This window comes from Streptomyces venezuelae, from assembly GCF_008642295.1.
In the GTDB taxonomy this organism is placed as follows: Bacteria; Actinomycetota; Actinomycetes; order Streptomycetales; family Streptomycetaceae; genus Streptomyces; species Streptomyces venezuelae_C.
The window spans coordinates 3,664,363-3,682,736 of sequence record NZ_CP029190.1 but is presented as its reverse complement, the minus strand read 5'-3'; the positions used below and the strand labels follow the sequence as shown (position 1 = coordinate 3,682,736).

The following is an 18,374-nucleotide window of genomic DNA, read 5'->3' as shown; positions in this document are numbered from 1 at the left end:
AGGGCTCGGTGGGGTGGCTGGTCCGGATGCATATGCACGCGTTGACAGGCACGATTCTGCATGGTTCGCCACCCCCAATGACCTTGGAAATGAAGGGTGTTGTGCGCTCTGAGTGACGACCACGCTTGTCGTCGGGTCCGGGCATGCCAAATCGGGGAGGTCTCGGGCTGGTCTCAACTCACCTGTACGAGGGACGCGCGCCACGGCGTGGGCCACCAGCGCGTGCATATATGTACGCGCTCCCCCTCTTTCCCGGCGCACACCATTTTCGGCCGGGCGGAATCCTCATAAGGTGAGCAGTATTGAGTTGTACGGGAAGGTCGAGGAGGACCTGCGGTGAGCGAGAAGAGCCCGAAGCTGCGCGCCGAGCTGGACGGCATCCCCACCTACAAACCGGGCAAGCCGGCCGCGGCCGGGGGACCTGTCGCGTACAAGCTGTCCTCCAACGAGAACCCGTATCCGCCGCTGCCGGGGGTGCTGGAGCAGGCGGTCGCGGCGGCCGGCAATTTCAACCGCTACCCGGACATGGCCTGCACCGGCCTGGTGAACGAGCTGGCCGAGCGGTTCGGCGTACCGGTGGAGCACATCGCCACCGGCACCGGTTCGGTGGGCGTGGCGCAGTCGCTGATCCAGTCGACGGCCGGCCCGGGTGACGAGGTCATGTACGCCTGGCGGTCCTTCGAGGCGTACCCGATCATCACCCAGATCTCCGGGGCGAAGTCGGTGCAGGTTCCGCTGACCGCGGGCGATGTGCACGACCTGGACGCGATGGCGGACGCCATCACCGAGCGGACCCGGCTGATCTTCGTCTGCAACCCGAACAACCCCACCGGCACCGTGGTGCGCCGGGCGGAGCTGGAGCGGTTCCTGGACCGGGTGCCCTCGGACGTGCTGGTGGTGCTGGACGAGGCGTACAAGGAGTTCATCCGGGACGCCGAGGTGCCGGACGGCATCGAGCTGTACCGCAACCGGCCGAACGTCGCGGTGCTGCGTACGTTCTCCAAGGCGTACGGCCTGGCCGGCCTGCGGGTGGGCTTCGCGGTGGCGCACGAGCCGGTGGCCGCGGCGCTGCGCAAGACGGCGGTGCCCTTCGGCGTCAGCCAGCTGGCCCAGGACGCGGCCGTTGCCTCGCTGCGTGCCGAGGACGAGCTGCTGGGGCGGGTCGGCTCGCTGGTCTGCGAGCGGAACCGGGTGTACGAAACGCTGCTGGCCCAGGGCTGGACGGTGGTTCCGGAGACCCAGGCGAACTTCGTGTGGATGCGGCTGGGGGAGCGGACCGCCGCGTTCGCGGCGGCCTGCGAGAAGGCCGGTGTGGTGGTCCGGCCCTTCGCGGGCGAGGGCCTACGGGTCACGATCGGTGAGACCGAGGCGAACGACCTCTTCCTGCACACGGCGGAGGCCTTCTTCAAGGAGCTGTAGCTCCGCTTTCCGCTTTTCGCTTTCGTGGAGCTGTTTCCGCGCCGGGCTCAGGCCCGTTCTACGCGGATGGGGTCGCCGTCGCGGACGGTGGCCAGGAGGCGGGGGTCGCCGTCGAACGAGCCGAGCACATTGCAGGGGCTCGCCAGGCGGCTCTCGCCTCCGCGCGAGATGGGCGTGGGGCCGTAGGGGAGGGCGAGTGCATCCCCTTCGGTCCAGAAGGCGACGGTGCCGGGGTCGACGACCTGACGGGCGTCGTGCTCCAGGGTCACCGAGACGCCGGTGTCGAAGTAGACCTCCTCGCCCCAGGTGTGGGCACTGGCGGAGATCGGGAGTGCCGCGGCGAGGGCCTTGGCGGTCGGGGTTTCGTCGAGGGTTGCGGTGAGCTGGCCGGCGGGCCAGGAGATTCGAATCTGCATGGGCTCAATTCAACAATCTGTTGAAATTCTTGGCTAGGGGTACCCCCGCCGCAAAGACCCGGAAAGCGGTGCGCCATAATGCTTGTGAATGTGAACGCGTTCACAAGCGTGTCCTGCTTCCTCCCGGTATGGGGAGGAACCCGCCAGGCAGACTGCCCGCTGTGACCACGGCGACGACAAGGAGAAGACGACGTGGAACTAGCTTTGGCGCCGGAGACATTGGCGCGCTGGCAGTTCGGTATCACCACCGTCTACCACTTCCTCTTCGTTCCCCTGACGATCTCGCTGGCGGCACTCACCGCCGGACTGCAGACCGCCTGGGTGCGAACGGAGAAGGAGAAGTACCTCAAGGCCACCAAGTTCTGGGGCAAGCTGTTTCTGATCAACATCGCGATGGGTGTCGTCACCGGCATCGTCCAGGAGTTCCAGTTCGGCATGAACTGGTCCGACTACTCGCGGTTCGTCGGTGACATCTTCGGGGCCCCGCTGGCCTTCGAGGCACTGATCGCGTTCTTCTTCGAATCCACCTTCATCGGCCTGTGGATCTTCGGCTGGGACAAGCTGCCGAAGAAGATCCACCTGGCCTGCATATGGATGGTCTCGATCGGCACCGTCCTGTCGGCGTACTTCATCCTCGCGGCCAATTCCTGGATGCAGCACCCGGTTGGCTACCGGATCAACGAGGAGCGGGGCCGGGCCGAGCTCACCGACTTCTGGCTGGTGCTCACCCAGAACACCGCACTCACCCAGTTCTTCCACACCATCACGGCCGCCTTCCTGGTCGGCGGCGCGTTCATGGTCGGCATCGCCGCCTTCCACCTGGCGCGCAAGAAGCACATCCCGGTGATGCGGACCTCGCTGCGGCTCGGCCTGATCACTCTGATCATCGCAGGCCTGGGCACCGCCATCAGCGGCGACCTGCTCGGCAAGGTCATGTTCAAGCAGCAGCCGATGAAGATGGCCGCCGCCGAGGCCCTCTGGGACGGCGAGGCGCCCGCGCCCTTCTCCGTCTTCGCATACGGCGATGTCGAAGAGGGCCACAACAAGGTCGCGATCGAGATACCCGGCCTGCTGTCCTTCCTGGCCAACGACGACTTCAGCTCCTTCGTCCCCGGCATCAACGACGTCAACAAGGCCGAGCAGGAGAAGTACGGGCCCGGCGACTACCGGCCCAACATCCCGGTCGCCTACTGGAGCTTCCGCTGGATGATCGGCTTCGGCATGGCGTCCGTCGCGGTCGGCGTGCTGGGCCTGTGGCTGACCCGCAAGAAGTTCCTGCTGCCGGCCCGGCTGCGCACCGGTGAGGACGAGGTCCCGCACCTGGTCCTGTACAAGAAGCCGCTGAGCCCCCGCTTCGCCAAGTGGTACTGGATGCTCGCGCTCTGGACCATGTGCTTCCCGCTGATCGCCACCTCCTGGGGCTGGATCTTCACCGAGATGGGCCGCCAGCCGTGGGTGGTCTACGGAGTCCTGCGCACCCAGGACGCGGTCTCCCCCGGCGTCTCCCAGGGCGAGGTGCTCACCTCGATGATCGGCTTCACCCTGCTGTACGCCGTGCTCGCGGTGATCGAGGTCCGGCTGCTCGTCAAGTACGTCAAGGCCGGGCCGCCCGAGCTCACCGAGTCCGACCTCAACCCGCCCACCAAGATCGGCGGCGACGACAAGAACGCCGACCGGCCGATGGCCTTCTCGTACTGAGGCTGAGGAGACCACACCATGAACCTTCACGACCTCTGGTTCGTACTCATCGCCGTCCTCTGGATCGGCTACTTCTTCCTCGAGGGCTTCGACTTCGGTATCGGCGTCCTGACCAAGCTGCTGGCCCGGGACCGTACCGAGAAGCGCGTCCTGATCAACACCATCGGTCCCGTCTGGGACGGCAACGAGGTCTGGCTGCTGAGCGCCGTGGGCGCGACCTTCGCTGCCTTCCCCGAGTGGTACGCCACCCTGCTCTCCGGCTTCTACCTGCCCATCCTGCTCATCGTGGGCTGCCTGATCGTCCGGGGCGTGGCCTTCGAGTACCGGCACAAGCGGCCCGAGGACCGGTGGCAGACGAACTGGGAACACGCGATCTTCTGGACCTCGCTGACCATTGCGTTCCTGTGGGGCGTGGCCTTCGCCAACATCGTGCGCGGTGTGAAGATCGACTCCGCGATGGAGTACACCGGCACCCTCGCCGACCTGGTGAACGTCTACTCGCTCCTCGGCGGACTGGTCACCCTCACCCTGTTCACCTTCCACGGCGCGGTGTTCGCCTCGCTCAAGACGGTCGGTGACATCCGGGACCGTGCGCGGCAGCTCGCCACCCGGCTGGGTGCCGTCACCGCCGTCCTGGTCCTCGTCTTCCTGATCTGGACCCAGACCATGCGGGGCGACGGCACGAGCCTGGCCGCGATGGCCGTGGCGGTGCTCGCCCTGGTGGGCGCCCTGGGCGCCAACCTCGCGGGCCGCGAAGGCTGGTCGTTCGCACTGTCCGGGATCACCATCGCGGCTGCCTTCGCGATGCTCTTCCTGGCGCTCTTCCCGAACGTCATGCCCTCGTCGCTGGACGAGGCCTGGAACCTCACGGTCACCAACGCCGCGTCCAGCCCGTACACCCTGAAGCTCATGACCTGGTGCGCGGCCATCGCCACGCCGGTGGTGCTGCTCTACCAGGGCTGGACCTACTGGGTGTTCCGCAAGCGGATCGGCACCCAGCACATCGCCGACTCCCACTGACCCGGCTCTCAAGACGGATCCCACGCTCAAGACGGACCCCGTTCTCAAGACGAACCCTGCTCTCAAGGGGGCATGTTTCACGTGAAACCGATCGACCCGCGCCTGCTCCGGTACGCCCGCTCCACCCGCTTCTTCCTCGGTGCGGTGGTGGCCCTCGGCCTGGCCGGGGCGGGGCTGGTCGTCGGACAGGCGATGCTGATCGCCGAGATCGTGGTCGGGGCCTTCGAGCAGGGGCTCGATGGGGCCGCCCTCCGGACGCCACTGCTGCTCCTCGCGGCCGTGGCGCTGGGGCGCGGCCTGGTGGCCTGGCTTACCGAACTGGCTGCGCACCGGGCCAGTGCTGCGGTGAAGTCGGAGCTGCGCGGCAGACTGCTGGACCGGGCCGCCGAGCTGGGGCCGGGCTGGCTCAGCGGGCAGCGGACCGGCTCGCTGGTGGCGGTGGCCACCCGGGGTGTGGATGCACTCGACGACTACTTCTCCCGCTACCTGCCCCAGCTGGGGCTTGCTGTGGTGGTTCCGGTGGCGGTGCTCGCCCGGATCGTCACCGAGGACTGGGTGTCGGCGGCGATCATCGTGGTCACCCTGCCGCTGATCCCCCTGTTCATGGTCCTCATCGGCTGGGCCACCCAGGCCCGGATGGACCGGCAATGGCGGCTGCTGTCCCGGCTGTCGGGGCACTTCCTCGACGTAGTGGCCGGACTGCCGACGCTCAAGGTGTTCGGCCGGGCCAAGGCCCAGGCGGAGGCGATCCGCACCATCACCGACGAGTACCGGCGGGCGACCCTGCGGACCCTGCGCATCGCCTTCCTCTCCTCCTTTGCGCTGGAGCTGCTCGCCACCCTCTCGGTGGCGCTGGTGGCCGTCACCATCGGTATGCGGCTGGTCCACGGTGAGCTGGACCTGTACACGGGCCTGGTGATCCTGATCCTGGCTCCGGAGGCCTATCTGCCGCTGCGCCAGGTGGGCGCGCAGTACCACGCGGCTGCGGAGGGGCTCGCCGCGGCCGAGGAGATCTTCGAGGTCCTTGAGACCCCGTTGCCGGCCGTCGGCGGTTCGGCCGTGGTGCCGTCCGGACCGGTGGAGCTGTCCGTCGAGGGCGTGGCGGTCCGGTACCCAGGCCGGGCGGGGGCCTCCCCCGGCCCGGTCACCCTGACCGTCGGACCCGGTGAGTGCGTGGCCGTCACCGGGCCGAGCGGGGTGGGCAAGTCCACCCTGCTCTCGGTCCTGCTGGGGTTCACGGCCCCGTCCGAGGGGCGGGTGCGGGCCGGGGGAACAGACCTGGCGGAGCTCTCGCCGACCGGTCTGGAGGAGTGGCGGTCGCGGATCGCCTGGGTGCCGCAGCGGCCCCACCTGTTCGCCGGGACGATCGCCGAGAATGTTCGGCTGGCCCGGCCCGGGGCAACCGAGGAAGCCGTGGCCGCGGCCCTGCGGGAGGCCGGTGCCTGGGAGTTCGTCTCCGCGCTGCCGCGGGGTGCCTCGACCGTGCTCGGTGAGGGCGGCATCGGCCTGTCCGCCGGTCAGCGCCAGCGACTGGCCCTGGCCCGGGCGTTCCTCGCCGACCGGCCGGTGTTGCTGCTGGACGAGCCGACGGCGGCCCTGGACGGCGAGACCGAAGCGGGTGTGGTGGACGCGGTCCGGCGGCTGGCCGCGGGCCGGACCGTCCTGCTGGTGGTGCACCGGCCGGCGCTGCTGGCCGTCGCGGACCGGGTGGTCGGGCTGACTCCGGCGACTGCGACTGCGGCTTCGGCTGCGATTTCGAATGCGGCTGCGGGTCCGGTTCTGGTTCCGGCTGACGCGGGTGCCGGTGATGCCGCCGGTCCGTTGCCGGCGGAGGAGTCGGGACCCGGGGCCTGGATCCTGGGACCCGGGGACGACCGCGGGGCCGCAGCCGGCGGCAGTGGTGTGCCGGAGTCGGGCTTCGCCACCTCGCCGGGCGGGTCCGGAGGACGGAACCCGCTGGCCCGGGTCAGGGCCGCCGCCCGGGCCTCGCGGGGACGGTTCCGGTGGGGGCTGCTGTTCGGAGCACTGGCCGTCGGGTGCAGCGTCGGCCTGATGGCGGTGTCCGGCTGGCTGATCTCACGGGCTTCCGAACAGCCGCCCGTGCTCTACCTGATGATGGCCGTCACGGCGACCCGCGCCTTCGGGATCGGCCGGGCGGTGTTCCGGTATGCCGAGCGGCTGGTCTCCCACGATGCCGTGCTGCGGATGCTTGCCGACCTCCGGGTCTCCGTGTACCGGCGGCTCGAGCGGATCGCTCCCGCCGGACTGCGCGAGCAGCGGCGCGGGGACCTGCTGGCCCGGCTGGTTGCCGACGCCGATGCCCTGCAGGACTACTGGCTGCGCTGGCTGCTGCCGGTCGGCACCGCCCTCCTGGTCGGGACCGGCTCGGTCGCGTTCACCGCTTGGCTGCTGCCCGAGGCCGGTGCGGTACTCGCGGTCGGCCTGCTCACCGCCGGTGTCGGGGTTCCGCTGATCGGCGCCGCGGTGGCCCGCCGGGCCGAGCGTCGGCTCGCGCCCGCCCGGGGCGAACTCGCCACCCGCGTGACGGAGCTGCTGACCGGCACCGCCGAACTCACCGTCGCCGGCGCACTGGCCGACCGCAAGGCCGGGGTGCGGACGAGCGACCGCACGCTCACCGCCATCTCCGCCCGCGGCGCCGCCGCCACCGGTCTCGGCAGCGGCCTGTCCGCGCTGGTGTGCGGACTCACCGTGGTGCTGGCCGCCGCCGCGGGCGCCGCGGCCGTGGCCGGCGGACGGCTGTCCGGGGTGGCCATGGCCGTGGTCGTACTCACCCCGCTCGCCGCCTTCGAAGCCGTCACCGGTCTGCCCCTGGCCGTCCAGTACCGTCAGCGGGTCCGGCGCAGTGCCGAGCGGGTGTACGAGGTGCTCGACGCGCCGGTTCCGGTGGCCGAGCCGGAACACCCCGCGCCGGCCCCCGCCTCCCCCTTCCCGCTGCGGCTCACCGGGATCGCCGCCCGGTACCCCGGCCAGGAGCGGGATGCCGTGCGCGATATCGATCTGACCCTGGAGGCCGGGCGGCGGATCGCGGTCGTCGGGCCCTCCGGCTCCGGCAAGACCACCCTCGCGCAGCTGCTGCTCCGCTTCCTGCCGGCCTCGGAGGGCAGCTACACCCTGGGCGGGACCGAGGCCCGCGAACTGGACGGCGACCGGGTCCGCCGGTTCGTCGGACTGTGCGCGCAGGACGCCCACCTCTTCGACAGCTCCGTACGGGAGAACCTGCGGCTGGCCCGGCCCGGCGCGACCGAGCCGGAGCTGCGCCGGGCGCTGGCCGGGGCCCGGCTCCTGGACTGGGCGGAAGCCCTGCCCGATGGCCTGGACACCCTGGTCGGCGAGCACGGCGAGCGGATCTCCGGCGGACAGCGGCAGCGGCTCGCGCTGGCCCGGGCCCTGCTCGCCGACTTCCCCGTACTCGTCCTGGACGAGCCCGCCGAGCACCTGGACACGGAGACCGCGGACGCCCTGACGGCCGATCTGCTGGCCGCCACCGAGGGCCGCACCACCGTGCTGATCACGCACCGGCTGGCCGGGCTGGAGGCGGTCGACGAGGTGCTGGTCCTGGAGGACGGGCGGATCGCCCAGCGCGGGACGTACGGTGAGCTCGCCGCCCTGGACGGCCCGTTGCGCAGGATGCTGGACCGGGAACGGGAAACCGATCTCGCGGCAGCCGGTACCGCGGGGGGAGCAGCGGCCGACTTTCCTCGGTAAAAGGGACTAATTAGGCTCAAGGGCATGTCAGTGCAGGAGTCCCAGGAACCCCCGGACCCGATGGAGGCCGCCACCGAGGCCACCCGGAGCCTGCAGGGCCTGTCCACCGAGCTCACGGCCCGTGTTCCGCAACTGCTGGAGGCCATGCGCTCGGTCGGCACGGGGCTCGAACTGCACTCCACACTGGACCGCATCTGTGAGACCGCAGCCGAACTCGCCGGCGCCCGCTACGCGGCCATCGGGGTGGTCGACACCGAGGGGCGGGGGCTGTCCGACTTCGTCACCCATGGCATCTCCGCCGAGCAGGCCCGGCTCATCGGGCACCGTCCGGACGGAAAACGGGGGCTGCTCGGTGCGCTGATCCGCCACCCCGACCCGGTGCTGCTCGCCGATCTCACCAAGGACCCGCGGTCGGCGGGGTTCCCGCCGAACCACCCGCCGATGAAGACCTTCCTCGGTGTCCCGATCCGGGTGCAGGGCGAGATCTTCGGCAATCTCTACCTCGCCGAGAAGCGTGGCGGCGGGGAATTCAACGACTACGACCTCCACATGCTCCGGGTACTGGCCACCGAGGCGGGCATCGCCATCGGCAATGCCCGGCTCTATGAGGCGGCCACCCAGCGGGAACGCTGGATCGACGGCTCGGTGGCCGTCACGACCGCCCTGCTGTCGGGCGGGGACGCCGACGACGCGCTGGTCGTGGTCGCCGAACAGGCCCGTCACCTGGCCGACTCGGCCGCCGGCATCGTGATGCTGCCGGCCAGGGAAGGCGGCATGGAGATCGTCGCGGTCTCCGCCGAGAACCCGGCGACCTCGCTCGGGGTGCTCATTCCGGCGGAGAGCCCGGTGGTGGAGAAGCTGCTCCAGGGCGAACCGGTGTTCGTGGACGACATCTCCGCCGACCCGCGCATGATCAGCCGGCTGACCAGCCCGTACGGGCCGTGCATGATGCTGCCCCTGCAGAGCGGCGGCCGGGTGCTGGGGGCGCTGGTCACCCCGCGGGGGCGCGGGGAGCGGCCGTTCACCGAGTCCGAGCGGACCCTGGCCACCCAGTTCGCCTCGCAGGCGGCGCTCGCCCTGATGATGGCGGAGGCACAGCGCGACCGGGAGCGGCTCGCGGTCTACGAGGACCGCGACCGGATCGCCCGTGATCTGCACGACCTGGTGATCCAGCGGCTGTTCGCCACCGGGATGATGCTGGAGGGTGCCCAGCGCCGGTCGGTCGTGCCCGAGGTGCGGGACGGGGTCGGCAAGGCCGTTGACGAGCTGGACGTGACCATTCAGGAGATCCGCACGGCGATCTTCGCATTGCAGCAGGGGCCGGCCGAGGCGCCCTCCGGGTTCCGCACCCGGGTGCTCCGCGAGATCAACATGGCGGCCGTGCCCCTGGGCTTCAAGCCCTCGCACCGCTTTCTCGGACCGGTGGACGCGGTGGTCGGCGAGCTGGTCGGCAAGAACCTGATCGCGGCGCTGCGCGAGGCGCTGTCCAACGCCTTCCGGCACGCCGAGGCCTCGCGGATCGAGGTGGTCCTCGATTCCACCGTCACCCTGCCGGACGGGCGGCCCGGGGTGCGGCTGGAGGTCGCTGACGACGGCGTGGGCATCGCGGAGGGCGGCCGGCGCAGCGGGCTGCGGAACCTGCGCCGCCGCGCCGAGTCGCTGGGCGGCTCCAGTTCGTACGGGCCCGGTATCGGCGAGCACGGCGGCGGCACCACCCTGGTGTGGGAGGCGCCGCTCTAGGCGTACCGCGGGCCTGCTTCAGGCCCGCTGCGGGCGCTGCTCTAGGCCCGGTCGGTGTCCGCCGCCGGGTCTGGGGCGGGGGGCCTGCGGTCGGCGAGGATGTGCTCGATGATCACGGCGACCCCGTCCTCGTTGTTGGCGACCGTCCGTCCGGAGGCCGCCGCGATCACATCCGGATGGGCATTGCCCATGGCGTACGAGGTGCCGGCCCAGCTCAGCATCTCCACGTCGTTCGGCATGTCCCCGAAGGCCACCACCTCGTCGGCGGAGATGCCGCGTTCCGCGCAGCACATCGCGAGCGTGCTGGCCTTGGACACCCCCGGCCCGCTGACCTCCAGCAGGGCGGTGGGGCTGGACCGGGTGATGGAGCCGTACTCGCCGGCCGCGGACCGGGCCAGCACCAGGAACTCGTCCGGAGAGAGCTCCGGGTGGTGGGCGAGCAGCTTCAGCACCGGGGCGGCATGCGCACCGGGCTCCTCGTGCAGCAGCTTCTCGGCAACGGCCACGGTGGCACCCGGGTCCTGGAAGAACGGCGGGTAGTGCGGCTCGTAGTGGATTCCGGTGGTCAGTTCGACCGCGAACGAGGTGCCGGGGGCGGCCTCGCGCAGGGCGCGCACCACGGCGAGCGCGGCCGACCGGGCCAGCCCCCGCACCTCGATGATCCGGCCGTCGTCGTGCAGGTCGACCACGGCGGCGCCGTTCGCGCAGATGGCGAGTCCGTGCCCGTGGACGTGATCGCTGACCACATCCATCCAGCGGGCAGGCCGGCCGGTGACGAAGAACACCTCGATTCCGGCCTCCTCCGCGGCGGCGAGTGCGGCGACGGTCCGTTCCGAGACGGATTTGTCGTCCCGCAGGAGGGTTCCGTCGAGGTCGGTGGCGATAAGCCGGGTCACGGGTGGGTGCCCGTCCGGGCGCTGGGAAGCCGAGGTCACGGGTCCATCTTCGCCCATGGCGGGCAGGCCCGGACGCGCGATGTCCATGGGTGCCGCTGTGGCGGCCGTAGGCTCTGGGACATGAGTCTGCGACTGAGCACGGTGGTCCTTCCGGTACGTCGGTGGCAGGAGGGAGGCCGCGACGCATGGGTGCGGGCCGAGCAGCTCGGCTTCCACACCGCCTACACCTATGACCATCTGGCCTGGCGCAGCTTCCGTGACGGGCCGTGGTTCGGTGCGGTACCGACGCTGACCGCGGCGGCCACCGCGACCGAGCGGCTGAGGCTGGGCACGCTGGTGACCTCGCCGAACTTCCGGCACCCGGTCACCCTCGCCAAGGAACTCATTTCCCTGGACGACATCTCCGGCGGGCGGATCACGCTGGGCATCGGCGCGGGCAGCAACGGCTTCGACGCGACCACGCTCGGTCAGGAGCCCTGGACCCCGCGCGAGCGGGCCGACCACTTCGCAGAGTTCCTTCCGCTGCTGGACCGGCTGCTCACCGAGGACTCGGTCAGCCACACGGGCCTGCACTACGCGGCGGAGGAGGCACGGAACATTCCCGGCTGCGTCCAGCGGCCCCGGCTGCCCTTCGCGGTGGCCGCCACCGGCCCGCGCGGTCTGAAGCTGGCGGCCCGGCACGGGCAGGCCTGGGTGACCACCGGCGACCCCAAGCTGTACGAGGAGGGCACCCCGGAGCAGTCGGTGGCGGCCATCCGAGGGCAGCTGGAGAAGCTCGGCAAGGCCTGCGCGGAGATCGGGCGGAACGTCGCCGAGCTCGACAAGGTCCTGCTGACCGGGTTCACGCCGGAGCAGAACACGGTGCTGGACTCGCTGGATGCGTTCGTGGACTTCGCGGGGCGCCATATCGAGCTCGGCATCACCGAGATCGTCGTCCACTCCCCGATCCCGGACTCCGTGTTCGCTGCGGACGAGAAGGTGTTCGAGCGGATCGCCACGGAGGCGCCGGCCCAGCTGGGCTGAGCCGGCGCCGCCGGCGCGGTCAGCCGCGCAGGGCCTCGGCGGCTCCCTCCGCACGGGAGAGCACCCAGTCCGGAGCTGTGCCCTCCGGGAGGTCGCGGAGTTCCGCGGCCAGGGCTTCCATCCGGGCGGCGCCCGCCTCCGCACGGCCGAGATCGCGGTCCGTCCAGGCCGCACCGCTCAGGCATTGGAAGCGCTGCTGGACGTGCTCCGGACCGAGGCCGGCGTAGAGGCCGGCCGCCCGGTCCCAGAGCTCGACCGCCTCCACACGCAGCCGGTGGATCTGCTCGGCGGATCCGGCCTGGGCTCCCTCCGCCTCCTTGGCCCCCTCGCTCTCCTCGCTCTCCTCGGCCTGCTCGTTCAGCGCATCCACGTGCTGATCGAGGACCTGAGCGAGCTGTTGCCAGGTCTGGGCGAGCTCGTAGGTGAGCTCCGGCCCCGTCGCCCCGTCCAGGTACTCCGCGGCCTCCTCCATCCGGGCCCTGGCCCGGGCCGTCGTCGCGTCCGTGCTCTCCTCGCGCAGGTACAGCCAGGCCAGGGAGCGCAGGATGCGGACGACCGCCACCGGGTTGTCCCCGGCCTCCCGGTGCAGTTCCAAGGCGCGTTCATAGGCGGCGACCGATTCCGTCACCAGCCCGGCGCCGGCCAGCGTCTCCGCCGCCGAATGGGCCAGAGACGCCTGGGGGCGCGGGTCCTTCCAGTCCTTCGTGGTCTCCGCCGCCAGCAGATACTGCTCGGCCGCCGACCGGGGGTCGTGCAGCTCGCGCAGCAGATCCCCCAGGAACTCCCGGGCCTGGACCCCCTGGTGCGCTCCGTGCTCGAGCAGGTCCGGCAGCGCCGACTGCAGTACCTCGGCGGCTTCTGCCGTACGTTCCTGCCGGGCGTATGCCCGGGTCAGCAGCAGCCGGGCGTACGCCCCGCCCTCGGCCGCCAGTCCGGCCTGGTCGAACCAGTGCGCCGCGTCCAGGGCGTGGGTAGCGGCCTCCGCCGCCTCGCCGGTCCGTAGGAGGAGGTCCGCCAGGGTCAGCCGCAGGCCGCCCTGCCGTACCGCATCGGGCAGCTCGACCGCGTGGACGAGTGCGGCCCGGGCTGCCTCCACCGCTTCGCCGGGCCGGTCCAGCGACATCAGCACCCCGGCCTGCAGGGCGAGCGGTTCCACGGCCAGCCACGGCTGTCCGGTGCCGAGGCTGCGGGAGGCCGCGGAGGTGAGCAGCGCCTCGGCCCGCTCGGGCTCGCCTTCGGCCAGGGCCAGCCGGGCCAGCATGTGCTCGGCGTCGCCCAGCAGGTCCGCGAGCGGCCCGATGTCTTCCGTGTCTGCGAAACCGGCCAGGAAATCCATCAGGTCGGCGGCGCACCGGGCATCCACCTCTGGATCGTCTTGGCCCAGGTACGCCTCCACTCGGGTCTTGAGCAGGTCCACCGATGCGATCCGGCGGATCCGCAGCGGTTCCTCCGCGCCCAGCGCCGCCGCCGAGGCGGCGGCCACCGCGAGCAGCTTCCGGATCTCCTCGGCCTCGGCCCCGAACTGCACGGCGGCCGAGGCCAGCCGCAGCTCTGCCAATGCGGCCCGGTCTTCCTGCCCGGCAGCCCGGTGCGCGTCCCGGGCCGCGGCGAACAGCTCCCGGGCCGAGGGGTCCCCGGCCTCCGCGGCCGTCATGCTCCGGTGCTCCAGCAGATCGGCGTTCAGTGCCGCGTCCATGTGCTCCGCATCGACGCGGGCCGCTACGGCTTCCCATGCGGCCTCGGTCCGCGGGTGGCCCTGGGCGCGGGCGGCCCGGGCATCGGCCACCAAGTCGGCGAACGCCGTCGCTGTTTCACGTGAAACATCGGGGACGGGCGCTGTCGGCCCCGGGGGCACGGCGGGCGCTGCGGGCAGCGTGCTGCTGCGTACCCCGAGCGGCAGCAGGTCGACCAGCGGCTGCTGCGCGATCCGCTCGGCGAACTGCTCCGAGACCCTGGAGTTGCCGTTGCGCGCGTCAAAGCGGCGGGCGATGTCCAGGGCGTCCGCGTGCAGTACCCCGTACAGTTCGTGGACCGTCCGCGGGATGCCTTCGAAGGGAACGGCGGGCCCGTCGCCGTGACCGAGTTCGGCCAGTCGGCGCAGCAGGACGAGGACACCGCCGTAGAACGTGACCCGGGCTTCGAGGTCGGCCAGCGGGCGCAGGTGGGCGGAGTGCTCGGCGAGGATCTCCAATCCCCGTGATTCGTTGCCGGTCAGCGCACAGAACTCGATGTGCTTGCCGACGGAGCGGAGCAGGCTTTCGTTGCCGCGCGCCATGCGGTAGCCACGCAGGTGGTGTGCGCGGGCCTCGTCGAGCCGGCCGAGGCGCAGCAGGGGCAGCAGGGAGTTGGCCAGGGTGCGGTGGGGTTCCTCGGCGCAGCTCCGCCCGCCGTCGAGGACCGGTTGCCAGACCTCCACGGCCTTGGCGTCATCGCCCTGGTGGGACCAGAACCAGCCCTGGGTGTTGAGCTCGCAGGCGTGGCAGTCGCTCATGCTGTCGCGCTCGGCGGCCATGAAGGCCTCCGCGGCCCGCTGTGCGCGGGCGTCGTCGGCCATCGCCTCGGCGAGGAAGAGCTCGGCTTCGCGTACCGGTCGTTCGCTGTAGCCGGCGATCCGGTAGCGGCGCTCCATCTCGGCGATCCAGCCCGCCGCGGACTCGAGGGAGATCTCGGGGGAGTTGGAGATGGCGGTCGCCACCCACTTGAACTGCCAGAACAGGGAGTGGGTCTCCCCGGAGGAGAACGCGGCCGGGTCCCGGTCGTACTCCTGGAGCAGACGGGCGAAGGGGACCAGCATCTTGGTCCGCTCGGCGGTGAACTCGTAGGCGTCGATCTGGTTGTCCAGGGCCTGGCGGAGCAGGGCGCGGTCCCCGGTGGCCTCGGCTGCGGCGCTGAGCGCCTCGGCGTGCGCGTTGCGTGCGGCGCCGTAGGGGGCCTGCCGGTTCTCGAAGAGGCCGCGGCGCACCTCGTCGGGGGTCATCGTGCTCATGCGTGGTCCTCCTGGGCGCCGGACGTGTGGGTGGCCCATTCCAGAAGCCCCAGGAAGGCCCGGTTGAGCAGGGTGGAGTCGGCCGGTCGCAGCGGACGCTGCGACATCAGCAGGGCCTGCCCGTACAGGGATTCGACGGCGGTGGCGGTGAGGGCCTCGTCGGGCAGGGCGGCGATCCGGCGGATCAGCGGGTTGTTGTGGTTCAGGACCAGCCGGGCGCGCGGGGCGGAGCCACGGAGCGCGCCGAGGATGCCGGACCACAGGGAGTCGGCGCTCTCCGCGGCGGCTGCCCGGTCGCGTTCCTGCCGGGCCTGCCGGTCGTCGAGGTAGAGGGCGGGCACGGCCACCGGCTGGAAGGCGCGCAGCACCACATCACAGCTCTGTGCCTCCAGCCGGGTGCGGGCGGTGGCCAGGAAGGCGGCCAGGGCCAGCTCGGCGGAGGTCGGCACCGGGTCGAGACGGTCGGTGACCGCTCCGGCGTCCAGCTCGGTGACGTTGATTCCGGGCCGTACCGTGGGCAGCAGGGCCAGCAGGTCGGCGTCGTAGGTGTAGCCGGCGTTGATCACACCGAGTCCGTGGGCCGCCGCGATCGGGGCGATCTGACGGAACTCCTCCACGGTCCGGGTGAAGTGGATGTCGGAGTGGACGGCCGCGAACTCCTCCAGACTCATGGAGCCGTCGCTGGTTTCGAAGGGCAGCCAGGGCAGCATCAGGTCCAGCAGCTCGGCATCGTGCCGGGCCAAGGACTTCACTCCGAGGTGATGGACGCTCAGGAAGGCGGCCAGCCGCTCGGGTTCGCTCGCGGCCAGCTCGGCGAGCCAGCCCCGGATCCGGGCGCCCAGGGCCTCCCGGACGGCGGCGAGGGTCTCGTCGTCGTACAGGTTCTCCCGGGAGGCGGTGGGCCGGAGGGTGTCGGTGTCCAGGACGGCGCGGACGAAGAACGCCCAGTCCGGCAGCAGGTTGTCGGCCCGGTCGGTGAGCAGCATGCCCTTGAGGTGGACGCGGTGTCCGGCCCGGTGGGCGGGGCTGGTCGGCTCGGGCAGGACGTACGCCACTCCGCGCACCCCGGCGACCGGCAGGTCCAGGTCGATGGTGTCGAGCGGGGTGAACCCGAACAGCTCGGCGCAGTGCCCGGAGAGGGCGACGCGGCGGGCCGTGGGGGTGGGGAAGGCGCGGTCCCAGATCGCCGGCCGGTCGGTGACCGGGCGGGGCTCGGCGCCGGTGCCGTCCTCGAAGGTGATCTCATAGGGCAGGAGGGCGCCGAAGTCGCGGGCGAGCTGTTCGACCTTGGCGGCGGTGGTCCATTCCTCGGCGCCGGGGCGGATTTCGAGGTGGACGGTGGTGCCGGGGTGGAGGCGGGCTTCGTCGGGGAGTTCGCGCACGGTGTAGGAGCCGTCGTCGGTGGCGAGCCATTCGACGGGGGCGGCCTTCGGGTCGCGTGCGGAACGGGTGATCACGCGGATTCGGCGGGCGACGACGAAGCAGGCGAGCAGGCCGATTCCGAACTGGCCGAGGAATTCCTGCCGGGTGGTCTCCAGGCCGTGTTCCCCGCCGCGCTTGGAGCTGCGACCGATGGTGGCGAGCAGGGAGTGTGCCTCGTCGGCGGTGAGGCCGATGCCGTTGTCCTCGATGGAGACCCGGCCTTCGGCGGCGGTGAGCCGGATGTGCACCTCGGTGTCCGGGGCGTGGTCCTGGAGGGTGCGGCGGGCCGTGACGGCGTCGACCGCGTTCTGCAGGAGCTCGCGTACGTAGACCCGGGGGCTGGAATAGAGGTGGTGGGAGAGGAGATCGACCAGGCCGCGCAGGTCGACCTGGAAATTGTTTACGGGCGTCATGAGATGTCACCTCGGGTGCGCACGGTGGGTTGGGCGACCGCGAGGACCCCCCCCTCACAGATCGTGGAGATCAGCGTAGGGGGAGGGTCGGACAATCTCTTCCGGAATTTCCGGAGTTACGGCAGGCGCAGGAACTGGGGCGGTACGGCGTCCACCAGCCACACCCCGTTGGCACTGATCCGGAACACATGTCCGGCGGCGTGCATGGCGGCGGCGTCGACGGTGAGTACCACGGGGCGTCCGCGGCGGGCGCCGACCCGGGTTGCGGTCTCCCGGTCGGGGGAGAGGTGGACGTGGTGGCGGCGCATCGGGCGCAGTCCCTCGGCGCGGATGGCGTCCAGGACTGCGGGGACGGTGCCGTGGTAGAGGAAGGCCGGCGGTTGGGCCTCCGGCAGGTCGAGGTCCACGCCCGAGACGGTGTGGCCCTGGCTGGCGCGGATCCGGGTGCCCTCGACGGCGAACCGCTGCTTGTCGTTGGCGGCGACGACGTGGTCGAGTTCGGCGCGGGTGAAGGGGAATCCGTGGTTCCCGGCGGCGCGCAGGAGATCGTCGATCTCCACCCAGCCCTGCGGGTCGAGCACCAGTCCGATGCGTTCCGGCTGATGACGCAAATGTTTCGAGACGTATTTGGACACTTTCACAGTGCGTTTCTCGTCCATGACCACAGAGTGCCTGGTCGGAGGCGGTTCGGGCAGGGATTTTCGGCGGTCGGGTCCCCCTGGACCCCCTCTATCGCGCTTCCGAGATACGGAATACATTTTCCGTAAATCTGCCATCCGATCTCGGACCCTACCGGTCCGCGGTCCGCACCCGTCTGCTTTGAGGGAGCCCCCATGACCGCACCCGTCTCACTCGCCCGCCGAGCGGTTGCCGAATTCATCGGCACGACGGCCCTGCTCCTCGTGGTGGTCGGATCCGGAATCCAGGCTGCCGCCCTCAGTGCCGACACCGCTGTGGCCCTGATCGCCAACACGCTCGCCTCCGCCATCGGCCTCGGCCTGATCATCACCCTGTTCGGCCCGCTCTCGGGCGCCCACCTCAACCCCGTTGTCACCCTCACCTCCTGGTGGGACCGGCGTACCGGCGACCCCGACGGCCTCACCGGCCGCCAGGCCCTCGTCTACACCGCCGCGCAGACGGGTGGCGCAATCACCGGCGCCCTGCTCGCCGAAGCGATGTTCGGCCGGACCCCCGGCGCCTTCGCCACCCAGGTCCGCGACGGCGGGCACCTGCTCATCGGGGAGGTCGTCGCCACCGCCGGCCTGGTCCTCGTCATCCAGGGCCTCGGCCGCATCGGACGCCCCCGGCTCGTCCCCGCCGCCGTCGCCGCCTACATCGCCGCCGCGATCTGGTTCACGTCCTCCGGCTCCTTCGCCAACCCCGCCGGAACCGTCGGCCGAGCCTTCACCGACTCCTTCACCGGAATCGCCCCTGTCTCACTGCCCGGCTTCGTCGCGGCCCAGCTGGTCGGCGGGATCCTCGGGCTGGCCCTCGCCGCCGTCCTCTACGGCCGCCGGACCGCCCCCGCCCCCGCACCCGCCCCTGCCGACCGGACCGAGACCACCCCGCTCAACCAGGCTTACGAAACAGTCAGTTGAACCGTCCACAGGTTTCG

General features: G+C 71.2%; 12 protein-coding genes. 7 read left to right on the top strand and 5 right to left on the bottom strand.

Features of this window, described 5'->3' with window-relative positions:
* The first annotated feature begins 336 nt into the window (after positions 1–336).
* Positions 337–1,419 (top strand): histidinol-phosphate transaminase, encoded by a 1,083-nt coding sequence (gene hisC, locus DEJ50_RS16220; protein ID WP_150208709.1) that lies wholly within the window; start codon positions 337–339, stop codon positions 1,417–1,419.
* Positions 1,420–1,466: 47 nt separating this feature from the next.
* On the opposite strand, the gene DEJ50_RS16215 is transcribed toward hisC, so the two are convergent.
* On the bottom strand, positions 1,467–1,835 hold the full coding sequence (locus DEJ50_RS16215; RefSeq protein ID WP_150208708.1) for a cyclophilin-like fold protein: 369 nt from the start codon (positions 1,833–1,835) through the stop codon (positions 1,467–1,469).
* Positions 1,836–2,027: 192 nt separating this feature from the next.
* Here DEJ50_RS16215 and DEJ50_RS16210 point away from each other — a divergent pair, with 192 nt between their 5' ends.
* From DEJ50_RS16210 to DEJ50_RS16195, 4 genes are all read left to right on the top strand, one after another.
* Positions 2,028–3,533, top strand: a complete 1,506-nt coding sequence (locus tag DEJ50_RS16210; protein ID WP_150208707.1) for a cytochrome ubiquinol oxidase subunit I — start codon at positions 2,028–2,030, stop codon at positions 3,531–3,533.
* Positions 3,534–3,551: 18 nt separating this feature from the next.
* Positions 3,552–4,553, top strand: coding sequence for a cytochrome d ubiquinol oxidase subunit II (gene cydB / locus DEJ50_RS16205; RefSeq protein WP_150208706.1), 1,002 nt, complete (start codon positions 3,552–3,554; stop codon positions 4,551–4,553).
* An 81-nt stretch (positions 4,554–4,634) separates the two neighbouring features.
* Entirely contained in the window at positions 4,635–8,279 is a 3,645-nt protein-coding gene (gene cydD, locus DEJ50_RS16200; RefSeq protein ID WP_150208705.1) for a thiol reductant ABC exporter subunit CydD, read from the top strand.
* A 24-nt stretch (positions 8,280–8,303) separates the two neighbouring features.
* On the top strand, positions 8,304–10,019 hold the full coding sequence (locus DEJ50_RS16195) for a GAF domain-containing sensor histidine kinase (RefSeq protein ID WP_150208704.1): 1,716 nt from the start codon (positions 8,304–8,306) through the stop codon (positions 10,017–10,019).
* A 41-nt stretch (positions 10,020–10,060) separates the two neighbouring features.
* On the opposite strand, the gene DEJ50_RS16190 is transcribed toward DEJ50_RS16195, so the two are convergent.
* Positions 10,061–10,972: a Cof-type HAD-IIB family hydrolase gene (locus DEJ50_RS16190; protein WP_150212164.1), complete on the bottom strand. Its 912-nt coding sequence runs from the start codon at positions 10,970–10,972 to the stop codon at positions 10,061–10,063.
* A gap of 63 nt (positions 10,973–11,035) precedes the next feature.
* On the opposite strand from DEJ50_RS16190, the gene DEJ50_RS16185 reads away from it, so the two are divergent.
* A complete protein-coding gene (locus DEJ50_RS16185) occupies positions 11,036–11,938 on the top strand; it encodes an LLM class flavin-dependent oxidoreductase (RefSeq protein ID WP_150208703.1) in 903 nt (300 codons plus the stop codon).
* Between the two features lie 19 nt (positions 11,939–11,957).
* Here DEJ50_RS16185 and DEJ50_RS33960 read toward each other — a convergent pair whose 3' ends face one another.
* The 3 genes from DEJ50_RS33960 to DEJ50_RS16170 all read right to left on the bottom strand — a co-directional run bounded on the left by DEJ50_RS33960 (position 11,958) and on the right by DEJ50_RS16170 (position 17,418).
* A complete protein-coding gene (locus DEJ50_RS33960; RefSeq protein ID WP_190344533.1) occupies positions 11,958–14,924 on the bottom strand; it encodes a tetratricopeptide repeat protein in 2,967 nt (988 codons plus the stop codon).
* Positions 14,921–16,759 carry an HSP90 family protein gene (locus DEJ50_RS16175; RefSeq protein ID WP_150208702.1) on the bottom strand — a complete coding sequence of 613 codons (1,839 nt, stop codon included), beginning with the start codon at positions 16,757–16,759 and terminating at the stop codon, positions 14,921–14,923. Before DEJ50_RS16175 ends, DEJ50_RS33960 begins: the two co-directional genes overlap by 4 nt.
* Before the next feature lie 116 nt (positions 16,760–16,875).
* A complete protein-coding gene (locus DEJ50_RS16170) occupies positions 16,876–17,418 on the bottom strand; it encodes an RNA 2'-phosphotransferase (protein ID WP_150208701.1) in 543 nt (180 codons plus the stop codon).
* Positions 17,419–17,592: 174 nt separating this feature from the next.
* On the opposite strand from DEJ50_RS16170, the gene DEJ50_RS16165 reads away from it, so the two are divergent.
* Positions 17,593–18,357, top strand: a complete 765-nt coding sequence (locus tag DEJ50_RS16165) for an aquaporin (protein ID WP_150208700.1) — start codon at positions 17,593–17,595, stop codon at positions 18,355–18,357.
* Positions 18,358–18,374 lie beyond the last annotated feature (17 nt).